At 64.9% G+C, this 26,189-nt stretch carries 32 protein-coding genes and 1 pseudogene; 16 read left to right on the forward strand and 17 right to left on the reverse strand.

The window, feature by feature from the left end:
* Positions 1-17 precede the first annotated feature (17 nt).
* The gene (locus EHH60_RS08510) at positions 18-2,099 is read right to left on the reverse strand and encodes a methyl-accepting chemotaxis protein (RefSeq protein ID WP_124158981.1); all 2,082 of its coding nucleotides are present in this window, start codon (positions 2,097-2,099) and stop codon (positions 18-20) included.
* A gap of 91 nt (positions 2,100-2,190) precedes the next feature.
* Positions 2,191-2,631: a DUF1810 domain-containing protein gene (locus EHH60_RS08515; protein ID WP_124158982.1), complete on the reverse strand. Its 441-nt coding sequence runs from the start codon at positions 2,629-2,631 to the stop codon at positions 2,191-2,193.
* 119 nt (positions 2,632-2,750) lie between these two features.
* Here EHH60_RS08515 and EHH60_RS08520 point away from each other — a divergent pair, with 119 nt between their 5' ends.
* From EHH60_RS08520 to EHH60_RS08530, 3 genes are all read left to right on the forward strand, one after another.
* On the forward strand, positions 2,751-3,773 hold the full coding sequence (locus EHH60_RS08520; RefSeq protein WP_199751350.1) for a DUF2778 domain-containing protein: 1,023 nt from the start codon (positions 2,751-2,753) through the stop codon (positions 3,771-3,773).
* 66 nt (positions 3,774-3,839) lie between these two features.
* The gene (locus EHH60_RS08525; RefSeq protein ID WP_024338019.1) at positions 3,840-4,097 is read left to right on the forward strand and encodes a hypothetical protein; all 258 of its coding nucleotides are present in this window, start codon (positions 3,840-3,842) and stop codon (positions 4,095-4,097) included.
* Between the two features lie 124 nt (positions 4,098-4,221).
* Complete coding sequence (locus EHH60_RS08530) at positions 4,222-5,313, forward strand: TRAP transporter substrate-binding protein (protein ID WP_124158984.1); 1,092 nt, start codon at positions 4,222-4,224, stop codon at positions 5,311-5,313.
* A gap of 23 nt (positions 5,314-5,336) precedes the next feature.
* Here the strand turns inward: EHH60_RS08530 and EHH60_RS08535 are convergent, their stop codons facing one another.
* The 6 genes from EHH60_RS08535 to EHH60_RS08560 all read right to left on the reverse strand — a co-directional run bounded on the left by EHH60_RS08535 (position 5,337) and on the right by EHH60_RS08560 (position 10,533).
* A complete protein-coding gene (locus EHH60_RS08535) occupies positions 5,337-6,119 on the reverse strand; it encodes an ABC transporter ATP-binding protein (protein WP_124158985.1) in 783 nt (260 codons plus the stop codon).
* Positions 6,107-7,162, reverse strand: coding sequence for a dihydrodipicolinate synthase family protein (locus EHH60_RS08540; RefSeq protein ID WP_124158986.1), 1,056 nt, complete (start codon positions 7,160-7,162; stop codon positions 6,107-6,109). The genes EHH60_RS08535 and EHH60_RS08540 overlap by 13 nt, the downstream gene beginning before the upstream one ends.
* 7 nt (positions 7,163-7,169) lie before the next feature.
* Positions 7,170-7,991, reverse strand: coding sequence for a GNAT family N-acetyltransferase (locus tag EHH60_RS08545; RefSeq protein ID WP_124158987.1), 822 nt, complete (start codon positions 7,989-7,991; stop codon positions 7,170-7,172).
* Positions 7,978-9,015, reverse strand: coding sequence for an NAD-dependent epimerase/dehydratase family protein (locus EHH60_RS08550; protein WP_124158988.1), 1,038 nt, complete (start codon positions 9,013-9,015; stop codon positions 7,978-7,980). The genes EHH60_RS08545 and EHH60_RS08550 overlap by 14 nt, the downstream gene beginning before the upstream one ends.
* Before the next feature lie 15 nt (positions 9,016-9,030).
* Positions 9,031-9,801 (reverse strand): ABC transporter permease, encoded by a 771-nt coding sequence (locus tag EHH60_RS08555; protein ID WP_124158989.1) that lies wholly within the window; start codon positions 9,799-9,801, stop codon positions 9,031-9,033.
* An 84-nt stretch (positions 9,802-9,885) separates the two neighbouring features.
* The gene (locus tag EHH60_RS08560; protein ID WP_124158990.1) at positions 9,886-10,533 is read right to left on the reverse strand and encodes a TetR/AcrR family transcriptional regulator; all 648 of its coding nucleotides are present in this window, start codon (positions 10,531-10,533) and stop codon (positions 9,886-9,888) included.
* Between the two features lie 100 nt (positions 10,534-10,633).
* Here EHH60_RS08560 and EHH60_RS08565 point away from each other — a divergent pair, with 100 nt between their 5' ends.
* Positions 10,634-11,650: an ABC transporter substrate-binding protein gene (locus tag EHH60_RS08565; RefSeq protein WP_124158991.1), complete on the forward strand. Its 1,017-nt coding sequence runs from the start codon at positions 10,634-10,636 to the stop codon at positions 11,648-11,650.
* A 23-nt stretch (positions 11,651-11,673) separates the two neighbouring features.
* On the opposite strand, the gene panB is transcribed toward EHH60_RS08565, so the two are convergent.
* Positions 11,674-12,495, reverse strand: coding sequence for a 3-methyl-2-oxobutanoate hydroxymethyltransferase (panB, locus tag EHH60_RS08570; protein ID WP_124159088.1), 822 nt, complete (start codon positions 12,493-12,495; stop codon positions 11,674-11,676).
* A gap of 267 nt (positions 12,496-12,762) precedes the next feature.
* Here panB and minC point away from each other — a divergent pair, with 267 nt between their 5' ends.
* The 4 genes from minC to EHH60_RS08590 all read left to right on the forward strand — a co-directional run bounded on the left by minC (position 12,763) and on the right by EHH60_RS08590 (position 14,943).
* Complete coding sequence (gene minC, locus EHH60_RS08575) at positions 12,763-13,461, forward strand: septum site-determining protein MinC (protein WP_124158992.1); 699 nt, start codon at positions 12,763-12,765, stop codon at positions 13,459-13,461.
* 19 nt (positions 13,462-13,480) lie between these two features.
* The gene (gene minD, locus EHH60_RS08580; RefSeq protein WP_124158993.1) at positions 13,481-14,296 is read left to right on the forward strand and encodes a septum site-determining protein MinD; all 816 of its coding nucleotides are present in this window, start codon (positions 13,481-13,483) and stop codon (positions 14,294-14,296) included.
* Positions 14,293-14,574 (forward strand): cell division topological specificity factor MinE, encoded by a 282-nt coding sequence (gene minE, locus EHH60_RS08585; protein ID WP_124158994.1) that lies wholly within the window; start codon positions 14,293-14,295, stop codon positions 14,572-14,574. The genes minD and minE overlap by 4 nt, the downstream gene beginning before the upstream one ends.
* A 183-nt stretch (positions 14,575-14,757) precedes the next feature.
* The gene (locus EHH60_RS08590; protein ID WP_124158995.1) at positions 14,758-14,943 is read left to right on the forward strand and encodes a hypothetical protein; all 186 of its coding nucleotides are present in this window, start codon (positions 14,758-14,760) and stop codon (positions 14,941-14,943) included.
* A 21-nt stretch (positions 14,944-14,964) separates the two neighbouring features.
* Here the strand turns inward: EHH60_RS08590 and EHH60_RS08595 are convergent, their stop codons facing one another.
* A complete protein-coding gene (locus EHH60_RS08595; RefSeq protein ID WP_124158996.1) occupies positions 14,965-15,213 on the reverse strand; it encodes a hypothetical protein in 249 nt (82 codons plus the stop codon).
* 111 nt (positions 15,214-15,324) lie between these two features.
* Positions 15,325-15,717: a hypothetical protein gene (locus EHH60_RS08600; RefSeq protein WP_124158997.1), complete on the reverse strand. Its 393-nt coding sequence runs from the start codon at positions 15,715-15,717 to the stop codon at positions 15,325-15,327.
* A 126-nt stretch (positions 15,718-15,843) separates the two neighbouring features.
* On the opposite strand from EHH60_RS08600, the gene EHH60_RS08605 reads away from it, so the two are divergent.
* Positions 15,844-16,629, forward strand: coding sequence for an SDR family NAD(P)-dependent oxidoreductase (locus tag EHH60_RS08605; RefSeq protein WP_124158998.1), 786 nt, complete (start codon positions 15,844-15,846; stop codon positions 16,627-16,629).
* A 22-nt stretch (positions 16,630-16,651) separates the two neighbouring features.
* Here the strand turns inward: EHH60_RS08605 and EHH60_RS08610 are convergent, their stop codons facing one another.
* Positions 16,652-16,888, reverse strand: coding sequence for a DUF6894 family protein (locus EHH60_RS08610; protein WP_124158999.1), 237 nt, complete (start codon positions 16,886-16,888; stop codon positions 16,652-16,654).
* A gap of 352 nt (positions 16,889-17,240) precedes the next feature.
* Positions 17,241-18,293, reverse strand: coding sequence for a hypothetical protein (locus tag EHH60_RS08615; RefSeq protein WP_124159000.1), 1,053 nt, complete (start codon positions 18,291-18,293; stop codon positions 17,241-17,243).
* A 345-nt stretch (positions 18,294-18,638) separates the two neighbouring features.
* On the opposite strand from EHH60_RS08615, the gene EHH60_RS08620 reads away from it, so the two are divergent.
* The gene (locus tag EHH60_RS08620; RefSeq protein ID WP_199751351.1) at positions 18,639-19,235 is read left to right on the forward strand and encodes a L,D-transpeptidase; all 597 of its coding nucleotides are present in this window, start codon (positions 18,639-18,641) and stop codon (positions 19,233-19,235) included.
* Positions 19,236-19,297: 62 nt separating this feature from the next.
* Here the strand turns inward: EHH60_RS08620 and EHH60_RS08625 are convergent, their stop codons facing one another.
* The gene (locus EHH60_RS08625; RefSeq protein ID WP_124159002.1) at positions 19,298-19,729 is read right to left on the reverse strand and encodes a COG4315 family predicted lipoprotein; all 432 of its coding nucleotides are present in this window, start codon (positions 19,727-19,729) and stop codon (positions 19,298-19,300) included.
* A 118-nt stretch (positions 19,730-19,847) separates the two neighbouring features.
* Positions 19,848-20,312, reverse strand: coding sequence for a MarR family winged helix-turn-helix transcriptional regulator (locus tag EHH60_RS08630; RefSeq protein WP_124159003.1), 465 nt, complete (start codon positions 20,310-20,312; stop codon positions 19,848-19,850).
* 106 nt (positions 20,313-20,418) lie between these two features.
* Between EHH60_RS08630 and EHH60_RS08635 the strand changes: the two genes are divergently transcribed.
* From EHH60_RS08635 to EHH60_RS08650, 4 genes are all read left to right on the forward strand, one after another.
* Entirely contained in the window at positions 20,419-22,341 is a 1,923-nt protein-coding gene (locus EHH60_RS08635; RefSeq protein WP_199751352.1) for an FAD-binding monooxygenase, read from the forward strand.
* A 127-nt stretch (positions 22,342-22,468) separates the two neighbouring features.
* Complete coding sequence (locus EHH60_RS08640; RefSeq protein ID WP_124159005.1) at positions 22,469-22,750, forward strand: hypothetical protein; 282 nt, start codon at positions 22,469-22,471, stop codon at positions 22,748-22,750.
* 257 nt (positions 22,751-23,007) lie between these two features.
* Positions 23,008-23,187, forward strand: coding sequence for a hypothetical protein (locus tag EHH60_RS08645; protein WP_124159006.1), 180 nt, complete (start codon positions 23,008-23,010; stop codon positions 23,185-23,187).
* Between the two features lie 72 nt (positions 23,188-23,259).
* Positions 23,260-23,580 (forward strand): hypothetical protein, encoded by a 321-nt coding sequence (locus EHH60_RS08650; RefSeq protein WP_124159007.1) that lies wholly within the window; start codon positions 23,260-23,262, stop codon positions 23,578-23,580.
* A gap of 21 nt (positions 23,581-23,601) precedes the next feature.
* Here the strand turns inward: EHH60_RS08650 and EHH60_RS08655 are convergent, their stop codons facing one another.
* Together EHH60_RS08655 and EHH60_RS08660 are read right to left on the reverse strand one after the other, a co-directional pair.
* Positions 23,602-23,946: a DMT family transporter gene (locus tag EHH60_RS08655; RefSeq protein ID WP_124159089.1), complete on the reverse strand. Its 345-nt coding sequence runs from the start codon at positions 23,944-23,946 to the stop codon at positions 23,602-23,604.
* Positions 23,947-24,126: 180 nt separating this feature from the next.
* Positions 24,127-24,426, reverse strand: a pseudogene (locus EHH60_RS08660) (O-methyltransferase); the annotation flags it as partial.
* Positions 24,427-24,688: 262 nt separating this feature from the next.
* On the opposite strand from EHH60_RS08660, the gene EHH60_RS08670 reads away from it, so the two are divergent.
* Positions 24,689-25,330 (forward strand): FMN-binding negative transcriptional regulator, encoded by a 642-nt coding sequence (locus tag EHH60_RS08670; RefSeq protein ID WP_124159008.1) that lies wholly within the window; start codon positions 24,689-24,691, stop codon positions 25,328-25,330.
* Between the two features lie 40 nt (positions 25,331-25,370).
* Positions 25,371-26,189 carry a pyridoxal kinase gene (gene pdxY, locus EHH60_RS08675; RefSeq protein WP_124159009.1) on the forward strand — a complete coding sequence of 273 codons (819 nt, stop codon included), beginning with the start codon at positions 25,371-25,373 and terminating at the stop codon, positions 26,187-26,189.

The following is a 26,189-nucleotide window of genomic DNA, read 5'->3' on the forward strand; positions in this document are numbered from 1 at the left end:
ACTCTTCCGTATCGTGCTTAAGCGGCCCTGACCTCGCCGAGGAAGCGGTCGAACTGTCCGGCGAGATCGCGCGATTGCGTCGAGAGCTGCTCGGCGGCGCCCAGCACCTCCCTCGCGGCAGCTCCCGTGTCGTCGGCGGCGCGCTGCACGCCGGAGATGTTGCTGTTGACCTCCTGGGTGCCGCGGGCGGCCTCCTGGACGCTGCGGGCGATCTCCTTGGTGGCCGAGCCCTGTTCCTCGATCGCGGCGGCGATGGCGGTGCCGATCTGATCGATCTCGGCGATAACGTCGGCGACGTTGCGGATCGCGGCCACGGTCTCGTCGCTTGCGGTCTGGATCGCCGTGATCTGCTCGGAGATCTCGGTGGTGGCCTTGGCGGTCTGGCCGGCCAGCGACTTCACTTCGGAGGCGACCACAGCGAAGCCGCGGCCGGCATCGCCGGCGCGGGCGGCCTCGATGGTCGCGTTCAGCGCGAGCAGGTTGGTCTGCTCGGCGATGCTCTGGATCAGCGTGACGACGTCGCCGATCTTCTGCGCGCCCTCGGCGAGCGCGCGGGCGGTGTCGCCGGTGCGGCGCGCGTTGTCGACAGCGCGAGCGGCGATCTCGGTGCTTTGGGCGACCTGGCGGCCGATCTCGGCGATCGAGGAGGTCAGCTCTTCGGTGGCGCTGGCGACGGTCTGCACGTTGCTCGAGGTCTGTTCGGAGGCGGCGGCGACCACCGCGGCCTGGCTGTTGGTCTGCGCTGCCGTCGAGGTCATCGACTGCGCGGTGCTTTCCATGGTCGCCGAGGCCTGGGACAGGCCGCCGACGAGTTCGGTGACCTTCGCCTCGAAGGCTAGCGTGAGGCTGTCGAGCGCCTGCGCGCGCCGCATCTTGCCATCGTTCTCAGCCTGCTTTTCGGCGGCGAGCCGGTCGGCCCGGATCATGTTGTCCTTGAAGACCTGAACCGCCGCCGCCATCGCGCCGATCTCGTCGGAGCGCTCGGCGCCGGGGATCTCGCCGGCAACGTCGCCATCGGCAAGCTTTGTCATGCGCGTCGTCAAGCCGACGATCGGGGCGCAGACGCGGCGGCGGACCATCACGATCAGGCCGGCGCTGGCGATCAGCACGGCAAGGAGACCTCCAAGGGCGATGATGAAGCTGGTGCGGGCGGCCGAAGATGCGCTGGCGAGAATCTGCTCGGCATTGTCGTAGAAGGCATCGCGAACGCCAATGATGGTGCCGAGGCCGCGCTGTGTTGCGGCGTAATAGGTGTCCATATCGTGCTCGTATTTGCCGGTGACGGCGCCGTCTTTCACCAGCTTGAGCTCGCGACCGAACTCCTCGACATAGATCGCGTTGAACTTCTCCAGGGCCCCGGCTACGTTCGCAGGGGTTGACGGATTTCCGCGCAGTTCCTGCAGCGCCATCACGATCTGGTCGTTACGGCCCTGTGAGCGGGCGATGTCGGCCTTTTCGGCGTCGGTTGCCGGTTTCTTGCCGCCGACCAGATTCTTGTGGAGGCTGGAATTGAAGCCGCCGACGTCTCGCAATGTCATGGCGATGTTGGCGTAGCTGGCCTGTCGGTAGGCATCGCCATTGAGGATCGCCATGCGGCGGACCTGCTCGTTGAGAAGCGCGGTCACACCTGCATTGAGCACGGCATTGTCGGCGACGATCTTCTTGGCCGCGTCCTTGCGGGCCTCCGCCGGTCCGGCGAGCGCCTTGTCGATGGCTTCGCGCAAGGCGGTGAATTTCGCATCGATCCCGTCGATATTGCTGCCCATGGTGCTGCCGTCGTCGAAGGAGCCGGGCAGCTCCTTGCGTCGTGCGTTCATCCTGTCGCGGGCGCCGTCGGTCTGCTTGCGCAATTTGTCCTGCTCAGTGAGCAGTGCCGGGTCAATACTCGCAGGGCCGTAGAGAATGTTAGTGGAAAAGCCGCGCTCTGGATTGAGATAGCGCGGGATATCGCTGACAGCGCGGACGATGGCCAGGCGGCCTTGCGCCTCGCCGACCCGTTCCATGGTCTCGTATTTCGTCACGGCGACGTAGACGGCGAGGCCGCCGCCGACGGTCGAGAGCGAGACAATGGCGCTGGTCAGGAGCGTACCGATTTTCATGATCTGTCCGGCAATGGCGTGCGACGAGAGTTAAAGTTGCACGGACGATAGATAGCCCGTGTTAATCTCGGGTTACGCCCCGGCGGCCAATTCAGCCGGACGCGCGGTCGAGCCTCGACAGGATCTCAAGCGTGGCACCGTCGCGTTCACCCGCAAAATATCGGGCGATCGCCTGATCGAAGACGGGCTCGTCGGACACCGCGCCGAACAGCGTCATCGACGAGCGGAATTTAGCGTCATCCGGTGCGCCGAGGATCGCGTTGATGGTTCGGCCCTCGACGGCAAGCACGAGCCTCGTGCATTCGATCAGGCGCGCCCCGAGGACGGGATGGGCGAGATAGGCCTCGGCCTCCGCGCGGGACCTGATGGCGTAGCGCTGCGACATGGCGCTGAAGCCGAGACCTCCGACCTGCGGGAAGACGAACCACATCCAGTGAGTCTCCTTCCGGCCCCGGGTCAACTCGGCCCGGACGTCGCGATAGACCGGCTCCTGGGCACGGACAAAGCGGTTGAGATCGAACGGATCGGTCATTGGATACCTTCGGGAGGCTTTCCGGCCGCGATTATGCCTAACTTTTGGCTCCCAATGTGGTAGCTGGTATAGAGTCTCCGGGTGGGGGTGGGCACCCCCGGGGTCGATTTGGGGATCTGATGGTTTCCGACGCAGCAAACGCCGAGAGGCTGTTGTCGCGCCGCCGTGTCGGGCGGGCCGAGACGATTCTACTGTCTGTGGCAGCGCTTGCGCTGGCGCTTGGCGCGGCCGCGTGGGTGTCCGATATCGGCGATTCGACCCCGCTGGTCTCCGCCGCCTTGCCGCCGGCCAATGCCCCTTCGTTCGAAGACCGTTTCGCGTCCGCCTCCGGCAGCCCGCCGGCCCGCGAGTTCGGCCTGCGGGCGCTCGAGCGCTCCGCGGTGAACGCGGTCCAGCTCAAGCTGCGAGATGCCAAGGCGATGCTCGCGCAGAAGCTCCAGGGCGACGACTGGCGCTCGATGCTGACCGATGACGAACAGTCGTCTGCAGCCGAAGAGGCGAGGCCCTCGCAGCGGGCCGAGGCCATCCCGATGCCGCGCTCGCGTCCGGTCCAGGCGGATCTGGCCGCCCAGATCGCCTCCAGCCAAGCCTATGCCGATACCGGCTCGAGGGCCGACAACCGCAACTTCTTCGAAAGGTTCACCGACAAGATCAAGCTGGCTTCGTTGACGCCGGATAGCGGGTTGTTGTCGAAGGCGCCGGATCTCGCCGCCCTAGGCTATGACTCGCGGACAGCGGTCTATGACATCTCGGCCAAGGCGGTCTATCTGCCGAGCGGCGTGGCACTGGAAGCGCATTCCGGCCTGGGTGCGCTGATGGACAACCCCGACCATGTCGACCGGCGGATGGTCGGCGCGACGCCGCCGGCGACGTACGATCTCAAGCCGCGCGAAAAGCCGTTCCACGGCGTCCGGGCATTGCGCATGACGCCGACTGAGGGCACCAGTGCGCTTGGCCGCGTCGGTCTGCTCACGCACAACTACTTGCTTGGGCCGCGCGGCGATTCCAACGGTTGCGTCTCGATCAAGGACTATGACCGTTTCATCAAGGCCTACGACAATGGCGAGTTCAACCGCCTGGTCGTGGTGCCGAGCCTGCGCGGGGCGGCCACCGCTTCGCAGCGCGCGAGCACCAATTCCTGACCATCGCCTGCGACGGCGGGGCTGCCGTTTCCCCTTCGTTAAGCCGTCCTCGTCCAGAAGCAGCCCATGAGTGATCCATCAAGCTCCGAAACCCCGCTGCGCACGACGTTCAAGATCAAGCTGAACGGTGACACGTTGGCGATCGCGACCGTCGGTCAGGCCTATCAATTCCTCACCAACTTCAAGTCGGTCGAGTGGATGGAATTTCGCTCCCTGCACGAGGACGCGGTCGCGGCCCTGGAAGGCGCCGCCGGCAACGCTATGCTGGCGGTGCAGGCGACCAACGCCGTGCGCGCGCTGTTCGTCAGCGCCAAGCTGCTCTGAGAGCTCCGTACGGGGCCTTCTCCTCGTAACTTGAACTCCGCTACAGGAACGGGCAAACGGTCCGCGAAGACCGTCGCCACAAAGCCCATATGTTCGAAATCTACTTCCAGGGAGAGTCCACATCATGAAACGCCGTACATTTCTGAAGGGCGGCGCCGTCGCCGGCGCGACGACGCTGGTTGCTGCACCCGCGATCGCGCAGAGCGCGCCCGAGATCAAATGGCGCCTGACCTCGAGCTTTCCGAAGTCGCTCGACACCATCTACGGTACGGCGCAGACCTTTGCGAAATACGTGGCTGAGGCCACCGACAACAAATTCCAGATCCAGACCTTTGCGGCCGGTGAGATCGTTCCGGGCCTCCAGGCGCTCGATGCCGTCAGCACCGCATCGGTGGAGATGGCGCAGACCCCGCTCTATTTCTACATCGGCAAGGAGCCGGCGCTGGCCTATGCGACCGGCGCGCCGTTCGGCATGAACCATCGCCATCAAGAATCGTGGTGGCACTTCGGCGGCGGCGCTGATCTCACCAACGAGGCGCTCAAGCCGTTCAAGGCGCATGCGATCCTCTGCGGCAATTCCGGCACCCAGATGGGCGGCTGGTTCCGCAAGGAGATCAAGTCGGTCGACGACCTCAAGGGTCTCAAATTCCGCATCGCTGGCATGGGCGGCCACGTGCTGGCAAAGCTCGGCGTCGTGCCGCAGCAGATCGCGGGAGGGGATATCTATCCGGCGCTGGAGAAGGGCACGATCGACGCCGTCGAGTTCGTCGGCCCCTATGACGACGAGAAGCTCGGCTTCTACAAGGTCGCCAAATATTACTACTTCCCCGGCTGGTGGGAAGGCGGTGCCATGCTGCACATGATCGTCAATGACGAGAAGTGGAATTCGCTGCCCAAGCAGTACCAGGCGATCGTCAACCAGGCGGGCGCAGCGGCCGGCGCCTGGATGCTGGAGAAATACGACAGCGTGAATCCGGCGGCGCTGAAGCGGCTGATCGCCGGCGGCGCGGAGCTGAAGGCTTTCCCGCAACCGGTGTTGGAGGCCTGCTACAACGCGACCCAGGACCATCTGAACGAGCTCGCCGCCAAGAGCGACCTGTTCAAGCGGACCAAGGAGAGCCACGACGCGTATATGAAGGAGCTCTTGTTCTATACGCAGATCGCGGAGAACTTCTACGACAATTACCTGCTGAGCAAGATGCGCAACAAGAGCTGATCGCAAGAACGGGGCGCGGTGTCCTACGCCGCGCCCAGCCCCAGCTTCGCATAGATGCGTCTTGCATAGGCGCCGAATGCGTCCGTCGTCTTCAGCGGAAGGTCGCGCGGGAAGGGCAGGTCGATCGCGAAATAGTCGGCCATTTTCGCCGGGCCCGCCGTCAGCACGGCGCAGTGCGAGGACAGGAACACGGCTTCCTGGATCGAGTGGGTGACGAAGATGATGGTCTTGCCGCTCTCGCGCCAGATCCGCAGCATCTCCAGATTCATCTGCTCGCGCGTCAGCGCATCCAGCGCGCCGAACGGCTCGTCCATCAGGATCAGCTTCGGATCGTGTATGAAGGCGCGTGCGATCGCCGTTCGCTGTTGCATGCCGCCGGACAGCTGCTGCGGATATTTCTGCTCGTAGCCGGCGAGCCCGACGAGGTTGAGCAGGTCGCGTGCCCGCTCGCGCGCGGCCTTCATCGGCAGGCCGACGATCTCGGCCGGCAGCAGCACGTTGTCCAGGATGGTCCGCCATTTCAACAGCAGCGCCTGCTGGAACACCATGCCGATGTCGCGGGTCGGATCGAACGGGCTCCTGGCATTGCCTATTTTGACGGTGCCGCCGTCAGCGCCGTGTAGCCCGGCCAGGATCTTCATCACGGTGGTCTTGCCGCAGCCGGACGGGCCAACCAGCGAGACGAGCTCACCTTCCTGTATGTCCATGGTGACGTCGGACACGGCGAGAAACTCGGTGCCGCCGCTGCGATAGACCTTGCGGACGCCTTGCAGGCTGATGAAGGGGGCCGAGCTCATGCCAGCCATTTGTTCAAGTTCGCGGCGACGAAGGCATCGTCGCTGAGGTCGGCGTGCTCGCGGCAGACGCGATCGATCTCCTCCTTCTGGCCGGGGCTGAGGCCCTCGTCGGGATCGAGGCACCACAAGCCTTTCATCAGGCCCTGGCGCCGCAGCACTTCGTGGCAGCCGGCGATGCAGCCGTGGAAGTTGTTGGCGACATCGAAGAAGGCGCTGTTGCAATCGGTGACGCGGGCATCGAGCGCGAGCAGGTCGGCGGGCACGCTGTCCTTGTGCCGCGCCGCCTTGCAGCGTTCGAATTGTTTGGTCGCGCTCGCGGTCCAGACCGACCAGTGGCCGAGCAGGCCGCCCTTGAAATAGGTCCGCGTGGTGACGCCCTTGTCGCGGAGATCGAACGGCAGCATCAGGTCGAGCAGGATATGGTCGTCATTGCCGGTGTAGAGCGCGACGCGGTCGAGCGCGCCGGCGGCTGCGACGCCGCGGAGCACGTCGAGGGTCCTGTAGCGGTTGAACGGCGCGATCTTGATCGCAATGACATTGTCGATCGAGGCGAAGCGCTGCCAGAACCGGCTGGACAGGACGACGCCGCCGACGGCGGGTTGCAGGTAAAAACCGACCAGCGGAATCTCGGCGGCGACGGACGTGCAATGCGCGATGATCTCGTCCTCGGACGCGTTCTTCATCGCGGCGAGGCTGAGCAGGCCGGCGTGATAGCCGATATCCCGTGCCGTGCGGGCTTCGGTAACCGCCTGCTTCGTCGGACCCGCGAGGCCTGCAACCAGCGCCAGCGGTCGCTTGGTCCAGTTCGCGGCAGTCTCGGCGGCAAGCTCCAGCACGGGGCGATAGAGGCCGACGTCGCGGATCGCGAACTGCGTCGTGTGCACGCCGACGGCAAGCCCGCCAGCGCCGGCATCGATGTAATAGCGCGTCAGCGCGCGCTGGTGCGTCTTGTCGAGCTGGCGCTCGGCGGTGAGGGCGAGCGGATGCGCCGGCAGCACGGTGCCCTCGGCGATCAGCTTGCGGACGGCGCTGTTGATCTGGCTGTGGTGCATGATGTCCTCATCCGAATTCAGGGCCGGCGACGGCGAATGGCGTTTCCTTCGCGGTAATGGTGGCGGGGCCGAGACGCATCCGCTGGAAGGGACGTTCGATGGTCCAGCCGGACGCCGTCAGTCCTTCGAGGAACGCTCCTTGCGACGCGACGACGTCGAGCAGGAGCGGTCCATCCTGCGATTGCGCGATCGCGTCGACCAGGATCAGCGCGGCTGCGGTCTGATCCGCGAACAGCGGACCGATATGGCACGCGGCTCGGCCGTCCCGCACCAGCGCGATGGCGCCGTTCGCGGAGACGATGCGCGAGCCAGGCCGCCGCGCGAAGGCGGAGAGCAGGGCGCTGCGGTCGAGGCCGGTCGCGCGCCGGTCCCGATCGCGAAGCGCATCGAGCGTTGCCGTTGACGGGGCCGCTGCGGCTGCTTGTCCCGGCTTCACCAGCTTCAAGCGGCGCAATTGCGAAGTCGGGGTGAAGCCGAGCGGGCCGTAGACCTTGGCGCCGTCAGGCGTCGCATCGAGCCAGCAGGTCAGCCCGCTCTTGCGCGCCGTATCGAGACAAGCATCGACGAGCAGCGTGGCAAAGCCGCGGCGGCGGTGGCTTTCCGTCACCAGCACCATGCTGATCCACGCATTGTTGCCGGAATAGGGCAGCAGAGCCGCGCTCGCGACCAGCCGTGCGCCGTCGCGGATGCCGAACACGAAGCCTTCGCTCGAGAAGAAGCGCCAGTCCTCGACAGTCTGGTTCCAGTGCGCTTCGGTCGAGAGCACAAGGCCCGCCGCGGCGTCCTCGACGCCGAGCCGGACGATGCGCGGCCCGTCAGTAGCGGCCATCGCGCACCTCGTATTTGGTGGGCTTGCCGAGGCTCGGCATGGCGCGAGAGACCCAATCCGCGGTCCAGGCGATCAGTTGCTCGGTGTCAACGACGGGCAGGCCGAACAGTTCGACCGCCTTCGACGTGTCGGTCAGCCAGGCCGTCGGCTCTTCCTTGCCGGTCAGCACCGGCGCGCGGCCGAACCTTGCGCCGAATTTTTGCGCGAGATCGCGGACCGCCAAGATCTCATGGCCGCTGACATTGATCGGCGAGGTCGGCGTCGTGCAATGCGCGAGGCAGCGCAGCGCCTGGGAGGACGCATCGCCCTGCCAGATGAAATTGACATGGCCGAGGCCGACGTCGATCGGTGTGCCGGTCAGCACTTTCGTCGCGATGTCGTGCAGCACGCCATAGCGCATGTCGATCGCGTAGTTGAGGCGGAACAGCCGCCCGGGCGTGCCGAATTTGCGCGAGAAATATTCGAACATGCGCTCGCGGCCGACGCAGGACTGGGCGTATTCGCCGGGCGGGTTCGGCGCCATGTCTTCGGTCGAGCCTTTGCCGTCGACGGGCACGAACGGATAGATGCAGCCGGTCGAGAACGCCACGATGCGCGAGGAAGGGAAGGCCTGCGCGACCAGCGCCGGCACATGCGCGTTCATCGCCCAGGTCAGCGACAGATCGCCCTCGGCGCCGAACTTGCGGCCGGCCATGAAGACGATGTTCGGCGCCTTCGGCAGCGCCGCAATCGCCTTCTCGTCCATGAGGTCGCAGTTGATCGTCTCGATCCCGCGCGCGTGCAGCCAGTCCTTCACATCGGCGTCGCTGAAGCGGGCGACGCCGATGATACGGCGATCGGGCGCGGCCGCCTTCGCAAGTCCCGCCAGCGTCGGGCCCATCTTGCCGGCGACGCCGAGGATCATGATGTCGCCCTCGACCTTCCTGAGGTCGTCGATCAGGGCCTGGCTCGGCCGGCACAGGAGGTCGTCGAGCGCAGCGATGTCGGGAATGGTCTTCGGCAGCGTCTGGCGGGTGAGCAGCATGAATTTATCCCAGTGCTAGTTCTGCCTGGCGTCGCCGACCACGAACATGCGTTCGAGGGCGAGGACCAGGCCGTAGAGAGCGACACCAAGCAACGTGAGCAGCACGACCGCCATCACCATCGCGGGCGTGTCGAGCGAGGACTGCACCTGGATCATGAGGTAGCCGAGCCCGCGCTCGGAGGCGATGAACTCGCCGACGATGGCGCCGGCGACCGCGAGGATGGCGCCGACCTTCATGCCGGAGAACACGTAAGGCAGCGATCCCGGCAGCTGGATCTTGCGGAACAGAGTCCAGCGCGAGCCGCGCAGCGATTTGACGAGATCGAGCAGATCAGGCTCGACCTCGCGCAATCCTCGCGCGGTGGTGAGCAGGATCGGGAAGAAGCAGATGCTGAAGGCAATCAGGATGTTCGGCACGATGCCGTAGGAGAACCAGACGATGAAGAGCGGGCCGAGCGCCACTTTCGGAATCATGTTCAGCGTGACGAACAGCGGCAGCAGCACGAGGCTGAGCAGCGGTGCCCAGCTGAAGATCACGGCGAGCGCGACGCCGACGAATGCGCCGAGCGCAAAGCCGCCGAGGATCTCGATCGCCGTCACCAGCGTATTGGCACCCCAGGCGTAGCCCGTGGTTCCCAATGTCTGAATTGTCGCAAGCGGCGAGGGCAGGATGAATTTCGGCACGTGGAAGGCGTCGACCGCGACCTGCCACAGCATGAGCACGGCAAGGTGCACGATCAGGACGATCGCAAAGCTGCGCCAGCTGCGTGCCCCGTCTCCTGCCACCGATTGCTCCCGTTGCTCGCAGCCAACCCTGCCGCGGGTCGCAACCCTAGCCGGACTCGAGGGAAGTTTCAACCAATTGGTTGATTAGGGCCGGAGCGACTGGAGCACCAGATCGGCGACGTGCCGGCGGCGGGCGCGCCGCTGGGCCCGGCTCGACAGGTCCTTGCCGAAGATCGCCGACAGCGTCGGCGTGTTCGAGAAGAAGAAATAGCTGAGGCCGGCAATGGAGATATAGAGCTGGACGGGGTCGATCCCCTTGCGGAATACGCCCGAGCGCACCCCCTCGTTGAGGATGTGGGAGACGCTTTTGACGAGCGGTGAGTGCATCGCTTCCAGCCGGGTCGAGCCGCGGACGTGGCGGGCGCCGCCGCGGTTCTCGTCGTTCAGGAGCACGATGAAATCAGGGTTTGCCGCCAGATGGTCGAACGAAGCTTCGATCAGCTTGCGGATCGCCTTCTCCGGCGGCAGTCCTTCGAGATTGAGCCTGCGCTCCTGCTCGCGGATGTCCTCATAGACCCATTCGAGCACGGCGAGGTAGAGCGCGTCCTTGTCGCCGAAATAGTGGTAGACGAGCTGCTTGTTGACGCCGGCGCGCTCGGCGATCTCGTCGACACGAGCGCCCGCAAGGCCGTGCCGGGCGAATTCCTGGCGCGCCGCGGTCAGGAGCTTCTTGCGGGTGGCGACGGGGTCGCGGCGCTGCGGCACGGTGTCGCCAGATCGTTTTGCGGGCATTTCCAACCAAACAGTTGACAAGCGGAGGGCGGGCTTGTTGCATTGGTATCCTCACAAGGGGAGAGCGACAAGCCGGGTCGCGGCAACGAGGAGAGATACGATGAAGCGTTTGCAGGCGGCGGGCTCGGCCCTGGTGTTGGCTCTCGCGCTCGGTGTGCCGGCGGCGCCCGCGCATGCGGGAGAGGCCGTCAATCTGATCCTGAACTGGACGCCGACGGCCGACCACTCGCCGTATTACTACGCCAAGGCGCAGGGCTGGTACGAGAAGGCGGGCATCGATCTCACCATCGAGACCGGCAAGGGCTCCGGCGTCTCCGCGGCCAAGGTCGGCTCCGGCGGCTCGCCCTTCGGCGTCGCCGATCTCGCCACCATGCTGGTGGCCAAGAGCAAGGGCGCCGACACGGTCGCGGTGATGAGCGTCTATGCCAATACCGGCCAGACCTTCTATTGGCTGAAGAGCTACGGCGTGAACGGCGTGAAGGATTTCGCCGGGCACAAGATCGGCAACCCGCCCGGCGATGCCTCGCGCGTGATGTGGCCGGCCTTCGCCAAGGCGGCAGGGCTTGCGCCCGACTCCGTCGGCTTCGTCAATGTCGGGCCGACCGCCAAGATCGCGGCGCTGAAGAGCCACACCGTCGATATCATCAGCGACTTCTACAACGAGCACGACCTGAAGGTGATCGAGTTCGGTGCCGATCTCGGCTACGTCAACTGGAAGGACATCGGGCTCAACCCTTACGGCAATTCGCTGATCGTCAACGGAGCTTATCTGCAGAAGAATCCGAAGGTCGTCGAAGACTTCGTGCGCGTCACGCAGAAGGCCTTTGCGGCCTGCGTCGCCGACGTGGCCCCGTGCCTGAACGCGCTGCTCGAGCAGGTCTCGGGGCTCGACCGCGCCAACCAGGAACGCCAGTGGGAGCGCATCAAGTTCCTGATGACGGACGAGTTCACCACCACCAAGGGGCTCGGCTGGATCGACGGCGAGCGGATGAAGAAGGACTACGAGCTCGTCCACACCTATCTCGGCATGGAGAAGCCGTTCGACGTGACGACGGCGTTCACAACGAAGATGCTGGATCCGAACATCAAGATGGATGCGAGCAAGGTGAAGAAGTGAGCGGCGCTTGACTGCTGGCTGCGTCAGCCCTTCTTCATGTCGTAGACGTGTTCCGGTCCGGGAAAGGCACGCGACCGCACGTCGGCGGCATACCGTTCGACCGCCGCTTCGATGGCCGGACCGAGATCGCCGTAGCGCCGAACGAATTTAGGGGTTCGAGGCGAGAGCCCAAGCATGTCCTCGAGCACGAGCACTTGGCCGTCGCAGGCCGCGCTCGCGCCGATCCCGATCGTGGGGATCGCGATCGTTTCCGTGATCTTGCGCGCCAACGGCTCGGCCACGGCTTCAACGACGACTGAGAACGCGCCGGCATGGGCGACCGCCTTCGCATCGTCCTCGATCGGCCCCCAGTCGATCTCGTTGCGCCCCTGGGCGCGAAACGAACCGAGCGTGTTGATGGATTGCGGCGTAAGGCCGATATGACCCATCACCGGGATGCCACGCCCGGACAGGAATGCGATCGTCTCCGCCATGCGGACGCCACCTTCAAGCTTCACCGCGCCGCACTGCGTTTCCTTCATGATCCGTACCGCGGAATTGAATGCCTGCTCCTTGGAGGCTTCATACGATCCGAACGGCATGTCGACCACGACCAGCGCCCGCTTCGATCCCCGCATCACGGCCGCGCCCTGAAGGATCATCATGTCGAGCGTGACCGGCACTGTCGTCTCGAAGCCGTGCATGACGTTCCCAAGGGAATCGCCGACCAGAATGACGTCGCAATGCTGATCCACCAGCGCTGCCGTGTGCGCATGATAGGAGGTCAGCATGACGACCGGCTCGCCTTGCTTGCGGGCGCGGATGTCCGGCGCTGTCTTGCGTCTGATGGAGGACTGAATTGACATGATCGGCTCCGTCTGCGGGACGCGCATCGAAACCAGATGGCACGACCGTGTCAATCCGGGCAGCCGGGCCAGCAACCACATGGATGGTACGACATCCGAGGGTGGTGGACATGATCGCTTCCGCGTGACTGCTCGCAGCGCGACCCGGAAAAGCCAGCGGCGGTCCAGCGGTTCACCTTTCCACGTGATGCCACGGGAAATTAACTGGTCGTTAACCATATCCGCCGCATCGTTAACCATTCAATAACAGGGAACGAGTCGGCCGCTATGCAGGCTGCAGCAAAAGTCCAACGTCAGATGGTGCGCCTGCGCGGACGCTCCTATGTGGCGTTCGTGTTCACGCCGACGGTTCCGGTCCAGGACTGGCTGCATGAGATCGACGCCACCATTGCGCGGTCGCCGGGCTTCTTTGCCGGCCGGCCCGTGGTGATCGACCTGTCCTCGGTCGATCTCAGCCAGGCCGGCATCGGCCATCTGCTCACCAGCCTCCAGGAGCGCAACATCCGCGTGCTCGGCATCGAGGGCGTGGAGGAGAGCCGGCTGACCTCCGTGATGCCGCCGCTGCTGTCGGGCGGCCGCAGCTGCGTGATCGAGCCGAGCGCGCCGAAGAAGGCCGACGTGAAAGTGGAGACCAAGCCGACCTCGCTGCTTCTCGAAAACCCCGTGCGCTCGGGCCAGACCGTGATCTTCCCGGAAGGCGACGTCACCATTCTCGGCTCGGTCGGTTCCGGCGCCGAGGTCGTCGCCGGCGGCTCCATCCACGTCTACGGCGCGCTGCGCGGCCGCGCCATGGCGGGCGTGAACGGTCACACGAGCGCGCGCATCTATTGTCAGAAGATCGAAGCCGAACTGCTTGCAATCGATGGGTTTTATCAGACCGCCGACGACATCGACGAGGCCCTGCGCGGGCGACCCGCCCAGGCCTTCCTGCAAGGCAACACCATGCGAATTACTGCGCTGAACTGACCAGAAGGAGATAATTGAGATGGCCAAGGTACTGGTCGTGACATCAGGCAAGGGCGGGGTCGGCAAGACCACGACGACAGCCGCGCTGGGAGCGGCGCTCGCGCAACGCGGCGACAAGGTCGTCGTCGTCGATTTCGACGTCGGCTTGCGCAATCTCGACCTCGTGATGGGCGCCGAACGCCGCGTGGTGTTCGATCTCATCAACGTGGTGCAGGGCGTTGCGAAGCTGCCGCAGGCGCTGATCCGTGACAAGCGGCTGGAGAATCTCTGGCTGCTGCCGGCATCGCAAACCCGCGACAAGGACGCGTTGACGGAAGAGGGCGTCGGCAAGGTCATCGCCGATCTGCGCAGCCGTTTCGACTGGGTGATCTGCGACAGCCCGGCCGGCATCGAGCGCGGCGCCTCCATGGCGATGCGCTTTGCCGACGAGGCCGTGATCGTCACCAATCCGGAAGTCTCCTCGGTGCGCGATTCCGACCGCATCATCGGCATGCTCGATTCCAAGACCGTGCGGGCCGAGAAGGGCGAGCGGGTCGAGAAGCACGTCCTCATCACCCGCTACGATCCCTCCCGGGCCGCGCGCGGCGAGATGCTGACCATCGACGATATCCTCGAGATCCTTGCCACGCCCTTGCTCGGCATCATCCCCGAGAGCCAGGACGTGTTGAAGGCGTCCAACGTCGGTACGCCCGTGACTTTGTCGAACGCGGATGGAGCGCCGGCGCTGGCCTATATGGACGCGGCCAAGCGCCTCTGCGGCGAGAATGTGACGATGCATGTTCCTGCCGAGCGCCGAGGTCTGATGGATCGTTTGCTGCGACGGAGGGCTGCATGAGCATGGGTCTGCTTCGACTTCTCCGCGGCAAGAAGGCCTCGGCTCCCGTCGCTCGCGAACGGCTGCAGATCCTGCTTGCCCATGAACGTGGAATGCGCGGCCAGCCCGATCTGCTCGGTGTGCTGCGCGAGGAAATTCTCGCCGTCGTGTCCAGGCATGTGGCGCTGGACCCGACCAAGGTCATCGTCCGGCTCGAGCGCGGCGACGAGGTTTCGACCCTGGAGGTCGATATCGAGGTGCCGAACGATTTCGAGCGCAAGAAGGCGGCGGTCGCGTAGGGGCCGCGGCCGAAGACTGAAAGTTCTGGGGTGGGTGAAAGGGCGGTCCGCCGGGCATGGCGGGCCGCCTTTGTCTTGGCTCACATCGACGGGACGGAACGAGCTCCGGGCCTCGATCGTTGTGAGACACCCGCGGTGGCAGTTGTGCACTGCACCGCAGTTCCCTCAAACGGGAGAGCGCCCATGATGTCCGAGGTCCAGGTCCATACCGTTGCCCGGCAGATGCTCGAACAGCACGGTTTTGTTGCGATCGCGAAGGCCGCCGAGCAAGCCCAGGCCTGCGAGAGCCGCGGCGAGGCCGACGAGGCCAGGGAGTGGCGTCACATAGCCGACGCCATGAAGATCATGCGCGGCCCGCATCAGAGCTGACATTCGTCAGCGCGATCGGCTTCAACGTTCCCCGCGATCGGCGCCTTGGGGCGACGTTCGGTTCTGTGTCTGCGGCTGCCCACGCTCGCCTGTTTCTTTGCAGGGGAGTGGCTCCCACGAGCCATCCGGCGCCTGCTGATAGGCACTGCAGGACGACGAGGTGGATTTTTCCTGGCCTTTCTGGGCGTCGGAATTCCTCGCCAGCACGGGCGCAACCAGCACCGTGGTGGCTGCAATCGCGCCGGCGAAAACGAAATGGATACTCCGCATGAGGACCTCCTGTTCGGATTCGAAGAGGCCGCATGCTTTCGAGGATTGTGACGATTTTGGGCCGCAGCGGAGGTTCCGTCGCGGCGTGCTTAGCACGAATGGTGTGCTAGCTTAGCCGCCCTTGCTTCGGATCAGGCCGGCGAGGTTGGTCTTCTGGGCCTCGCACCAGCCGGACATGCCGAGACGGCGCTGATCCATGTCGGTCGCCTGGGTCGCGACCGCGACCTCGGCCATCAAATCATCGTCCTGTTTCTCGCCCATCTTGCCGCCGGTGTGCATCCAGGCGATCGCCTTGCGCACCTTCTCCGTGGTGCCGTCGGGCAGGTGCATCTGCTGCGCCTTCTGCACCAGGTCCTGATAGACGAGGTCTGTGTTGGGACACTCGACCTTGGCCGCGAAGGCCTGCAAGACCATGGTCACATAGACCGATCGCGGCGGCGCGTCGGCCGCATGGGCCGGCGCGGTCAGCAGCAGCAGGCCCGCCATCAGAAAACCGGTGCGCATCCTTGGAACCTCCTCCGTTTTTTGAGAGGCTAGCGCCCGGCACGGCGCTCCGCAATGGTGCGAGGCACAATTGTCGTCGGTCCAGGCGGTGGGCTAACCTGCCGCTCCCCAGCCTCGGAGCACGACATGAGCCTGTTCAGCACGCCCTTCGATTCCGCACGCGACACCGCGCTCGTCACCGGCGCAGGGAATGGCATCGGCCGCGCAATCGCGCAGGCACTGGTCGGTGAGGGCGTGCGGACGGTGTTTGCCGATGTGAGCGCGGAGCGGGTGCATGCCGCGATCGGCGCGAGCGAGAGGCCCGCACTGGCCGTGCCCTGGGTCGGCGATCTCGCCAGGCTCGAGGCCTGCGATGAGCTGCTGGCCGCCGCATATGCCGAGCTGGGCGAGGTCACGCATTTCGTCCACAGCGCCTCGCCGCCGCGGCGCGAGGCCGATCATGCCCTCGCGGTCGATCGCAGGACGTGGCAGGAGATGCATGCCGTCAATCTCGATGCCGGCTTTCACCTCGGGCGTGAACTCGCAAAACGGCTGATCGCGGCGAAACGGCCGGGCTCGTTCTTGTTGCTGACCTCGCTGCATGCGGGCACCCCGCGCAACCTGCCGCATTATTCGACGGCCAAGGCGGGGCTGGGGATGCTGGTGAAGGAGCTGGCCAAGACGTTTGGCCGCCACGATATCCGCGTCAACGCACTGGTGCCCGGTGCGATCGCGGCCGGTGGATTCGTTGCAGATCCCGCGCTGGCGCGGCACATTCCGCTCGGGCGTCTCGGCGAGGCCAAGGACCTCGTGCCGATGGCGCTCACAGTGCTGTCGAACAGGCTCTCCGCTTACGTCACCGGCGCCGCCTTCGTCGTTGACGGTGGATTGTCGCTGACGAATTGGTTCGAGCCGCCGACGCTTGAAGAGTAAAGATCCAGTTCGCTTGAAACCGCTATGCCTGGCGTTGCCAGGCCGGCACCGGATCGAGCGGCGTGCGATAAAGCTCGTTGTGATCGCGATCGGTGACGCGCACCGCGCAACCCTTTTGCTGCAGCTCCGGCTTCACCTGCGACAGCTCGCACGCCAGCTGATCGGCGCGATCGGAGGCAACCTCGATGTCTTCGAGGATGATTCCCCCCTGGTTCTTGAACTCTTCACCAACCACAAGATCGAAATAGTAGTAGGGCATGTGGATTCCCCGTGTGACGATCTGAGCTTCAGTGCAAGTCTCAACACATCTCGGATGATACCACTGAGTCGATAGCTGCCGAATGAACAGGCCGCGCAATCTCTGTGCTTATGGCTCAGAAATGATGTGCAACGTGTGAGTGCGTTAACATTTTATTAAATATGCTTGCGCGACCATAAGGCATGGAATTGCAGCAGAACCGGGCTCCGGGAACCGGCAGCTGCAAGAGAAGGCCGGCGGCATAGATCCCGACGGCCTTTTCTCTTGAGCGAAAGATGCGCGGCCTCGCTCCCGTAATCGCCCGGACTCAACCTATCACACCGACTCGGACAGCCTGCGCGACGTTGTCGCTTTATCGCAGCGGCATTGGCGGGCGCACGACCGGCCCATCGTCATCGGCAACGGCTTGTGTCGTCGTGACCGGCGCAGCTGGTGGTGAGGCCGCGGCAGACTGCGACGGCGGGGGCGCGAGCGGCGTCGGCGCATAAGCCGGCACGTAGGTCTGCGACACGGCCGGCTTCGGTTTGCGAACCGGCGGCGCCGGAGGCCGCGGCGGAAGCACCGACGCGCGCGCGCGGGGATCGACCGGTGGCTTCGCCTCGGCCTGGGGCTTCGGTGCGGGTGGCTTCGTCATCTCACGCGCCATCTGCTCCTGTCCCGCCTTCAGCTCGGCGATGTTGGCCTTGAGCTGCTCGATCTGCTGCGCCATCGCGGCGAGATCGCGCGTCATCGATTGCATCGACTGCGTTGTGTCGACGGGCAGTGTCGGGGCAGGCGCGACCGCGGCAAGCTGAGCGGCGGGCGGCGTTGCAGATTGGTCGGCCGCTTGATCCGAAGTGGCTTCCACTGTGGGCGGTGCGGCCTGCGAGGCGGCCACCGGCGTGGTCTGCGATGTCGCAGGTAGCAGCGAGGTCGCGGGTATCAGCGAAGCCAGTGCCGGCGTCCATTCGGCCAGCATTTGCGTTGCCGTGTCGCCGTGCTTCTCCCACGCGATGCTGGCGGCCACGCTGGCGCCGGCAAACAGGAACGCGACGAACGCACCGCGCAGCCACTTGCCGAGCGAGGATCGCTTCTGCACGACAGGACCGTCGCTGGACGTGACGCGGACAGCCGTGTCGACAAACGGTGCCGCGGCGGGCTTTCCGTAGACGACGTGGATGATGGGCTCGGGCGCGCGCGTCTGCTCCGGCGTGAACTTCGGCTCCGAAGTAAGCTTGGGCTCCGGAGTGAACCTGGGCTCCGGACGCGGCGCGATCTCCGGCGCCAGCGCAGGGGACGCGCTGGTGGGCCGCGAGGCCAGCACGATCTCGGGAGAGATCTGAACCGCGTCGTGGGGGTCGTTGTCCTTGACCGTGTCCTTCACGATCTCATCGACAATTTGCTTGGCATTCAGCGTCGCGAGCATCGCAACTCCTTTGAAGCCTGGTGTTTGAAGCCTAGGTCGTCCGCATTGGCGCGGCGCCGATCGGTTGAGGTGAGCCCATCCCGAGCCCCGTGGCGCACGAGTCCAGCCGGGTTTGACCAAAGCAAGGCGAGGGGATGGAGATGATGCGACGGTCTTCCGCCGTTTGTGGTGATGGAACCCGGCTGATCGAACACGCGCACGTGTTCCTCTCCCGCCTTGTTTTCAGCACGATTTTGGCGATATGTGGCGGTGCTGGGGGTGCTGCGATCCGCTATCGGGGGGCCGGCGGTGCCAAGATCTCTACTCGTTTTGTTCGTCGCAGTCTTGTTGCCGCTTGGCGGCTGCATGCAGACGACACTCTCGCCATCGACAGATGCGAGCATGACGCCGCGCGACCGTCAGTTGCTGGCGCATACGCCTTACGCTCAGGCGAAGGTGCCTGAGCAATATCTCCGCCACATCGTGGACTACCACCGCAAGGAACAGCCAGGCACGATCCTGGTCGATACCGATGCGCGCTACCTCTATTATGTGCTCCCCGACGGCAAGGCGATCCGGTACGGCGTTGCGGTCGGCGAGGAAGCCATGGCGTTCTCCGGCGTCGCGCGGGTCGGCCGCCTGGCGGAATGGCCGGACTGGGTTCCGACGGCGGATATCCAGGCGCGGCTCGGACCGTATCCGGCGCGCGTTCCCGGCGGTCCCGCCAATCCGCTCGGCGCGCGGGGCATCTATCTATATGTCGGCAACAAGGACACGCTCTACCGCATCCACGGCACCAACCAGCCCGAATATATCGGCCAGGCGATCTCGTCCGGCTGCATCCGGATGCGCAATGAGGATGTCATCGATCTCTACGACCGGGTAAAGCTCAATTCGACGGTCGTGGTGTTGCCGCCAGGGCAGAACGCGCAGGCGCAGATGGGCGTGGGCTGGCGCGGGTGAGGGCTTGTGCGGATCGTTGCATTCCGTCGCAGGATCGTCCGTCATCCGCCGATGTTCTCGCCCTAGTTCTCGGGCCGCGCGATCCGCCATTGCAAGGTCGTGGCATTGCCGTTGGTATCGCCCGGCGCCTTGTCGGTGGGTGAGGTGTAGAGCGGACGATAGCGGTACGCCCACATCTTGCTGCCGTCGTTGCGGCTGATCACGGTGAAGTCGCCGACGGCCCTGGCGTCGGCCGTCGCCGCCAGCGGAACCCAGCTCTCGGTGCACTTGCCGTTGCAGTTCGACGTCTTACCCGTGGTGTCGCGCTCGTAAGTATAAAGCGTCATGCCATTGAGATCGACGAGCTTTGGGCCCTGTTTGGTCAGGATTACCTTCGCCGGAGCTGCCGGCGCCTCGACCTTCGGCGGAGGAGGGTCGCCGCCGCCGTGGCCGCCTGCGACTGCATGACTGGTCGAGAGCGTCATGGCTGCGGTCATAACGAGGAACCTGAGCATTCCGAAACTCCGCCCCGCAAAGTTAATCGCGCGTTAAGCGCCCAATGCGGCTGACGTTAGCAGGCGAAGGTTAGTTCCTGGTTTCGTGCGCTGCGACAATGACCGATGCGGTCCGGGATCAGACCTGAACGTCGCGCAGCGGGGCCCGGCTGAGCTCATTGGCGGCGGCAATGGCCTTGCGCAGCAGCCGCATCAGCTCCTCGCCCTCCTTCGCGCTGAGGCCACGCAGCATGATGCGCTGCGCAGATTCGACGGCTGGCGTGATCTTGCGCAGCGTACGCCGGCCTTCATCGGTGATTTGAAGCTCCCGCGCGCGGCGGTCGCGGCTGGAGGGACGGCGCTCCGCGAGGCCCTTCTGTACGAGGCGGTCGATCACGCCGGTGATGGTGGTGCGATCGTAGGCGATCAGTCCGGCGAGCGTCACCTGGTCGAGCCCCGGATTGGCCTTGATGGTCGCGAGCGCGGCGTACTGTACCGGCGTAAGATCGAATCCGGCGTCTTCGACCTCGGCCAGGAACACCGCCACCGCGATCTGCTGGAAGCGGCGCGCCAGATGCCCGGGCATGTCGTTGTTGTCTTTCACCGAAGTCTCCGCGGAGAGCAGGCAGGTTTCGAGCGTCATTGACAAGTATACTGATAGTCAGCATACTGAGCAATATCCAAACAGAAATTTGGCGGGAGAGGTGCTCATGCAATTCCATCTGAATGGATTTCAGCCGGGCGATCCCGAAATTGCCGATCCCGCCGAGCGCGTTCAGGCATCGGGCGCAACGGGCGCCCTGCCGGGCGAGGTCGATGTTCTCATCGTCGGCTGCGGGCCTGCCGGCCTGACGCTCGCCGCCCAGCTTGCGCAATTCCCCGACATCAAGACCTGCATCGTCGAGCAGAAGCCGGACCGGTTGCTGGTGGGTCAGGCGGACGGCATCGCCTGCCGCACCATGGAGATGTTCCAGGCCTACGGCTTCAGCGAGCGGGTGCTGAAGGAAGCCTATTGGGTCAACGAAACGACGTTCTGGAAGCCGGATGAGCGGACGCCGGAGAAGATCATCCGCAGCGGCCGGGTTCAGGACGTCGAGGACGGGCTGTCCGAACTCCCGCACGTCATTCTGAACCAGGCGCGCATCCATGACCATTTCCTCGACGTCATGCGCAAATCGCCGGCGAAGGTCGAGCCGTACTACAGCCGACGGGTGCTTGATCTCCACGTCGATCCTGCCGGTGATGCCGCCGATCATGCCGTGACCGTGCGCCTCGAACGCGTCGATGCCGCGAACGAGGGCCGCATCGAGACGATCAGGGCGCGCTACGTCATCGGCTGCGACGGCGCACGCAGCATCGTGCGCAAATCGATCGGGCGCGAGCTGCACGGCGATTCCGCCAATCATGCCTGGGGTGTGATGGACGTGCTGGCGGTGACCGACTTTCCTGACATCCGCTTCAAGTCGCTGATCCAGTCGTCCAAGGACGGCAGCCTGCTGATCATTCCGCGTGAGGGCGGCTACATGGTCCGCATCTATGTCGAGCTCGCAAAACTCGATGTCGGCGAGCGCGTTGCGAACCGCAACATCACCGCCGCCGACGTGATCGCCAAGGCGCAGCGGATCCTGAAGCCGCATACGCTCGACGTGAAGGAGATCGCCTGGTGGTCGGTCTACGAGATCGGCCAGCGCCTCACCGACAAGTTCGACGACGTGCCGGAGGCCGAGACCGATACGCGCCTGCCGCGCATCTTCATCGCCGGCGATGCCTGCCATACGCACAGCCCCAAGGCGGGGCAGGGCATGAACGTCTCGATGCAGGATGCTTTCAATCTCGGCTGGAAGCTCGCTGCCGTGCTGAGGAGGCAGTGCGCCCCAAGCCTGCTGCATTCCTATTCGGCGGAGCGCCAGGCGGTCGCGAAAGAGCTGATCGATTTCGACCGCGAATGGGCAGGGATTCTCGCCTCCGCCGCTAAAGCCGGCGGCGCCGATGCCGCCAAAACGCAGGACTATTTCGTCAGGCACGGGCGCTACACCGCGGGTACGGCTACGCATTACAGGCCATCGGTGCTCACCGGCGCGGCTTCTCATCAGCACCTCGCGCAAGGCCTCGTGATCGGCAAGCGCTTCCATTCCGCGCCGGTGATCCGGCTGGCGGACGCCAAGCCGGTCCATCTCGGCCACGCCGCGCAGGCCGACGGCCGTTTCCGCATCTACGCGTTTTCACCCGCGGAAGATCCTGCGGCCGCCGGCTCCGCCATTCGCGCGCTGTGCGGCTTCCTCACCGAGGCTCGGGAATCACCATTGCGGCGATACACGTCTGCCGGCGCCGACGTCGACAGCGTGATCGACCTGCGTGCCGTCTTCCAGCAGGATCATCGTCAGCTTGCCGTCGCGGCGATGCCGTCGCTGCTGCTCCCGCGCAAGGGCCGCTATGGTCTGATCGACTACGAAAAGATGTTTTGTCCGGACCTCAAGGGCGGCCACGACATCTTCGCAATGCGAGGCATCGATCGAAAGAGCGGTTGCATGGTCGTGGTGCGGCCGGACCAGTATGTCGCGAATGTGCTGCCGCTCGACGATTATGCCGGGCTTGCATCGTACTTCGACCGCTTCATGCTGAAGGTGCTCTGACTGCCGGCGTCGAGTTCCCTGCGCTTACAATTTAAGAAAGATCTTCGCGGGCAGATTTCATCGATCGTAAGATGTGTACCCAAAGATGTAAGCATCCACTCGGGGCAGCGGGGCACGGGAGGATGAGATGAGACAGAGCCAGGCGGAGACGCGCCGTCAGCAAAATGTCGCGAAGCGGTCGATGACCAGGGAGGCCAAGCAGCTCACCGGACTGATTGCCGGATTGCGCAAATCCCTCGAAGCGATCCACAAGGAACGGGCGAGCACAAAGCTCACGGGTGCCGAGATGGGTGTGCTCGACGAGCGCCGCAACAATCTGCTGCTCACCATTGCGGCCCTCGATGACCGCCTCTCGGCGGTGCAGGGCCTGATCAATCTCGGCCGCCCCCACATTATCCGCGTGCATTAAAGCGCGATGAGATTTGGATGAATCGTCATCGCGCTTCAAGCTGCTTTTTGCGCATGATCTTTCCGGAGGACCGCTCCGCACCTTTCCGGGTCATGCTCTAGCGCCGATCCGACGCAGCAGGATCGGCTCCGTTGCCGATGCACGGGGCCGGCCTACCGTCTGCGGATGGCACCAAATTGCCACGCTCCCGGCGAATTGCCGCCAAAGCCCGCTGCCACGACGAGGTAGGGCGCAGGGCGACGCAAAGGGGATGCGAATTGGCCTACAAAATGGTCGCAGAACGCGACAACGAGAAGTACAGCTTCGCCCGCGAGAGCCGGTTGGTCATCGTAGCGAAAGCGAAAGTGTGGGCGAGCGAGGGGTGGCGGGTCGTCATCACCGACCAGGACGGCAAAGCCTACGCCCCGCCCGAATTCGATCAGCTGTCGGCGGCGTGATCGCGAGACGGGCGAGAGGACGACAATTTGACGTCGCAGTTTCGATCCTGGTGCGACCTGATCGCGCCCTCGATGATGCTTGCGGCCGCCGCAATGCTGACGGCGACGGTTGCGGCCGCGCAAAATCTTGATGCCGGTAAACCGCCGGCGAAGCTCTTCGCTGAAGGCTGCGCGACCTGCCATCGCAGCCCGCGCGGCTTGGCCAAAGGCCGCTTCACTCTGACGCTGTCCTGGTTCCTGAAGGACCATTACGCAACCAGTGCCGACTCCGCCAAAGCACTCGCCGCCTACCTCGTGTCGGTCGACGAGTCGCCGCCCCGGGGGGCGGCCAAGGCTGGCGCAAAGTCGTCTCGATCCGCGCCACGTCAGCCCAAGCCGGTGCAGAGCCAATAGGCGTGCCGGCATTGGCCGCCATCAACGCACCGTGGTGTCCGAGAACAGGTTGATGACCACGACCCCGGACACGATCAGCGCGATGCCGACGAAGGCTGCGGCGTCCAGTATCTGGCGGAACAGCACGAAGGAGACGGTGGCGGTCAGGATGATGCCGACCCCGCCCCAGATCGCATAGGCGATGCTCAACGGGATAACCCGGATCGCCACCGACAGCGCGTAGAACGAGGCGACGTAGAACAGCACCATCGCCAGCGTCGGCCAGGGACGGGTGAACTGGGCGGACTGCTGCAGGAACGCCGACGCGGTGACCTCGAACACGATGGCGAGGGCGAGAGCCGAATAGGCGTTGAAGACGGAGCTCATGCGGAGACGGGGCCGACGATGGCTGACATATGACGGCGCGTACCACGCCGGGGTGACGTGCCTGCGACAGCTTGGAGCGCGGCACAAAGGCTCCGCGGTCGGACCGGATGACCAAGCCGCCGCGCAATGATTCGCGCAGCGGCTCCGTGACACAGCGACGGTCGAACGTGGCTTCAATTCGATCCGCACCGAAAGCTCGACGTCGTCGGCGAAGGCCGTGGGCATATAGCCGCTTCCGGGCTTGCGCATGCGGGAGAGATAGTCTGGGCTGTCGTCGGCGTTGTCGGCGACGACGATCGCGCCCGGCTCGAGACGGTCTTCGACCAGATCGAGGATATCCGGGGAGAGCGTTGGCACCGTCGAGCAGCACGAGATCGATGGTTTCTGGCAGATCGGATTTCAGTGTCGTCAAGCATCGCCTTCGTGAATGTCGACGAGATCGATCACGCCGCCGGCCGAAAGGTTGTTCCGGGCCCGCGCGCGAAGCGCTGCCCAAAGCTTCGGATGCGACGCGCACCATCGCCGGCGACCTGATCACGAGGACGCTGAGCGAAGTCGGCAAGAGTTTTTCGGAACAGATGCGGATTGAGGCGGAGATCGCATGTTTTGCGCCTGTCTTGCGAGGTTTTCGCGGCGCTGAGGAATTGCCGGCAGGCGGTCGAAGGTCGATTGTTGTTCAGATTTCGGGGGATTATGGGTTAGCCTCGCCGCGTTCGCCATCCATTCATCGAGTCCTCGCGCCATGCACGTTCTCCGCGCCCAGTTCCGCATCGAGACGCAGCGCGCGCTGGAATTTGCCGCATCTCGCGGCTTCGGCGTGATCGTGGCGACGGACGAGCGCGGTCCGCGGGCCTCGCACGTGCCATTCGTGCTGATCGAGCGCGACGGGCACACTGTCGTGCAGATTCACTTCACCGCCAAAAATCCGCTTGTGGCGCTGGCCGATGGCAGCAGACGATTTCTGCTGATCGTTACGGGCGACGATGCCTATGTCTCCAACGACTGGTATGCCTCACGCGACAACGTCTCGACCTGGCTTTACGAAGCGGTGCACCTGTCGGGCGTGGCTCATCTACGGGGGCTCGACGAGAACCGCGGACACGGCGATGCGCTGCTCGCAGTCTCCGAGGCGCGCTTACCCAAAGAACCCTGGGACCTCACGCAGATGGAGCCGGGCAAGCGCGAGAGCATGCTGGCTGCGATCCGCGTCGTCGATCTCGTGGTGGATGAGGTCGAAGGGCAGGCCAAGCTCAACCAGCACAAGAGCGATGCTGACCATGTCGCGGTCGCCGATCGATTGGCGCGGTCGGAGGAGTCGGGTCACCGGCGGCTGGCGCGCAAAATGCAGGCGCTGCGGCAGGGGCTTGAATACGAGATGCCGTAACGCTTGCCCCGCGCAACGTTTGACCTTACGGACCTTTCTCATGCTCGTTATCTCCATTCAGAGCCAGGTGGTGCACGGCCACGTCGGCAACAGCGCGGCTGCCTACGCCATGCAGGCGGAGGGCGTGAATGTTGCGGCGGTGCCGACGACGCTGCTCTCCAACCATCCACGCTATCCGAGCCTGCGCGGGCGGATGCTGGAGACCGAACTCGTCGCCGATCTCCTGAAGGGCGTCGAGGAGCGCGGCCTGGTCGACGAGGCTGCGGTGCTCGTCACCGGCTATCTCGGCTCGTCCGGCAACGCCGCCGTGATCGCCGATTTCGTCGAGCGGGCGCTCGCGCGGAATCCGAAGCTGGTCTATCTCTGCGACCCCGTGATCGGCGATGACGGCCGCGTCTATGTGGCGGATGGCATCTTGGACGTGGTCCGGCACCGGCTGCTGCCGGCGGCAAACCTCGCGACGCCGAATCAGTTCGAGCTCGAGCTGCTCTCCGGTCTCACCATTGCCGATGTCCAGGGCCTCCGCGCGGCGTGCTCCGCGCTGGCAGGGGCGGGTCACATCGACGTCGTGGCCACCGGCTGCACGCTCGCTGACACAGTGGCGGGGCAGGTGGAGACGATCCTGTGCGCGGGCGGGCGATTGTCCTGCTTTGCGACGCCGCGCCTGCCGATCCGGCCCTACGGCACCGGCGACCTCCTCACCGGGCTGATCGCCGCGCATCTGGCCAAGGGCGAAGCGATGGAGTCGGCCGTACGGCTTGCGGTCGACACGATCTTTGCGGTGCTGGTGCGCACGCAAGAAGCCGGCTCCGCCGAGATACGGCTCGTGCCGTTGCCGACGCGCGGGCCCGACGCCTGA

The organism is Bradyrhizobium sp. RP6 (assembly GCF_003837805.1).
Lineage (GTDB): Bacteria > Pseudomonadota > Alphaproteobacteria > Rhizobiales > Xanthobacteraceae > Bradyrhizobium.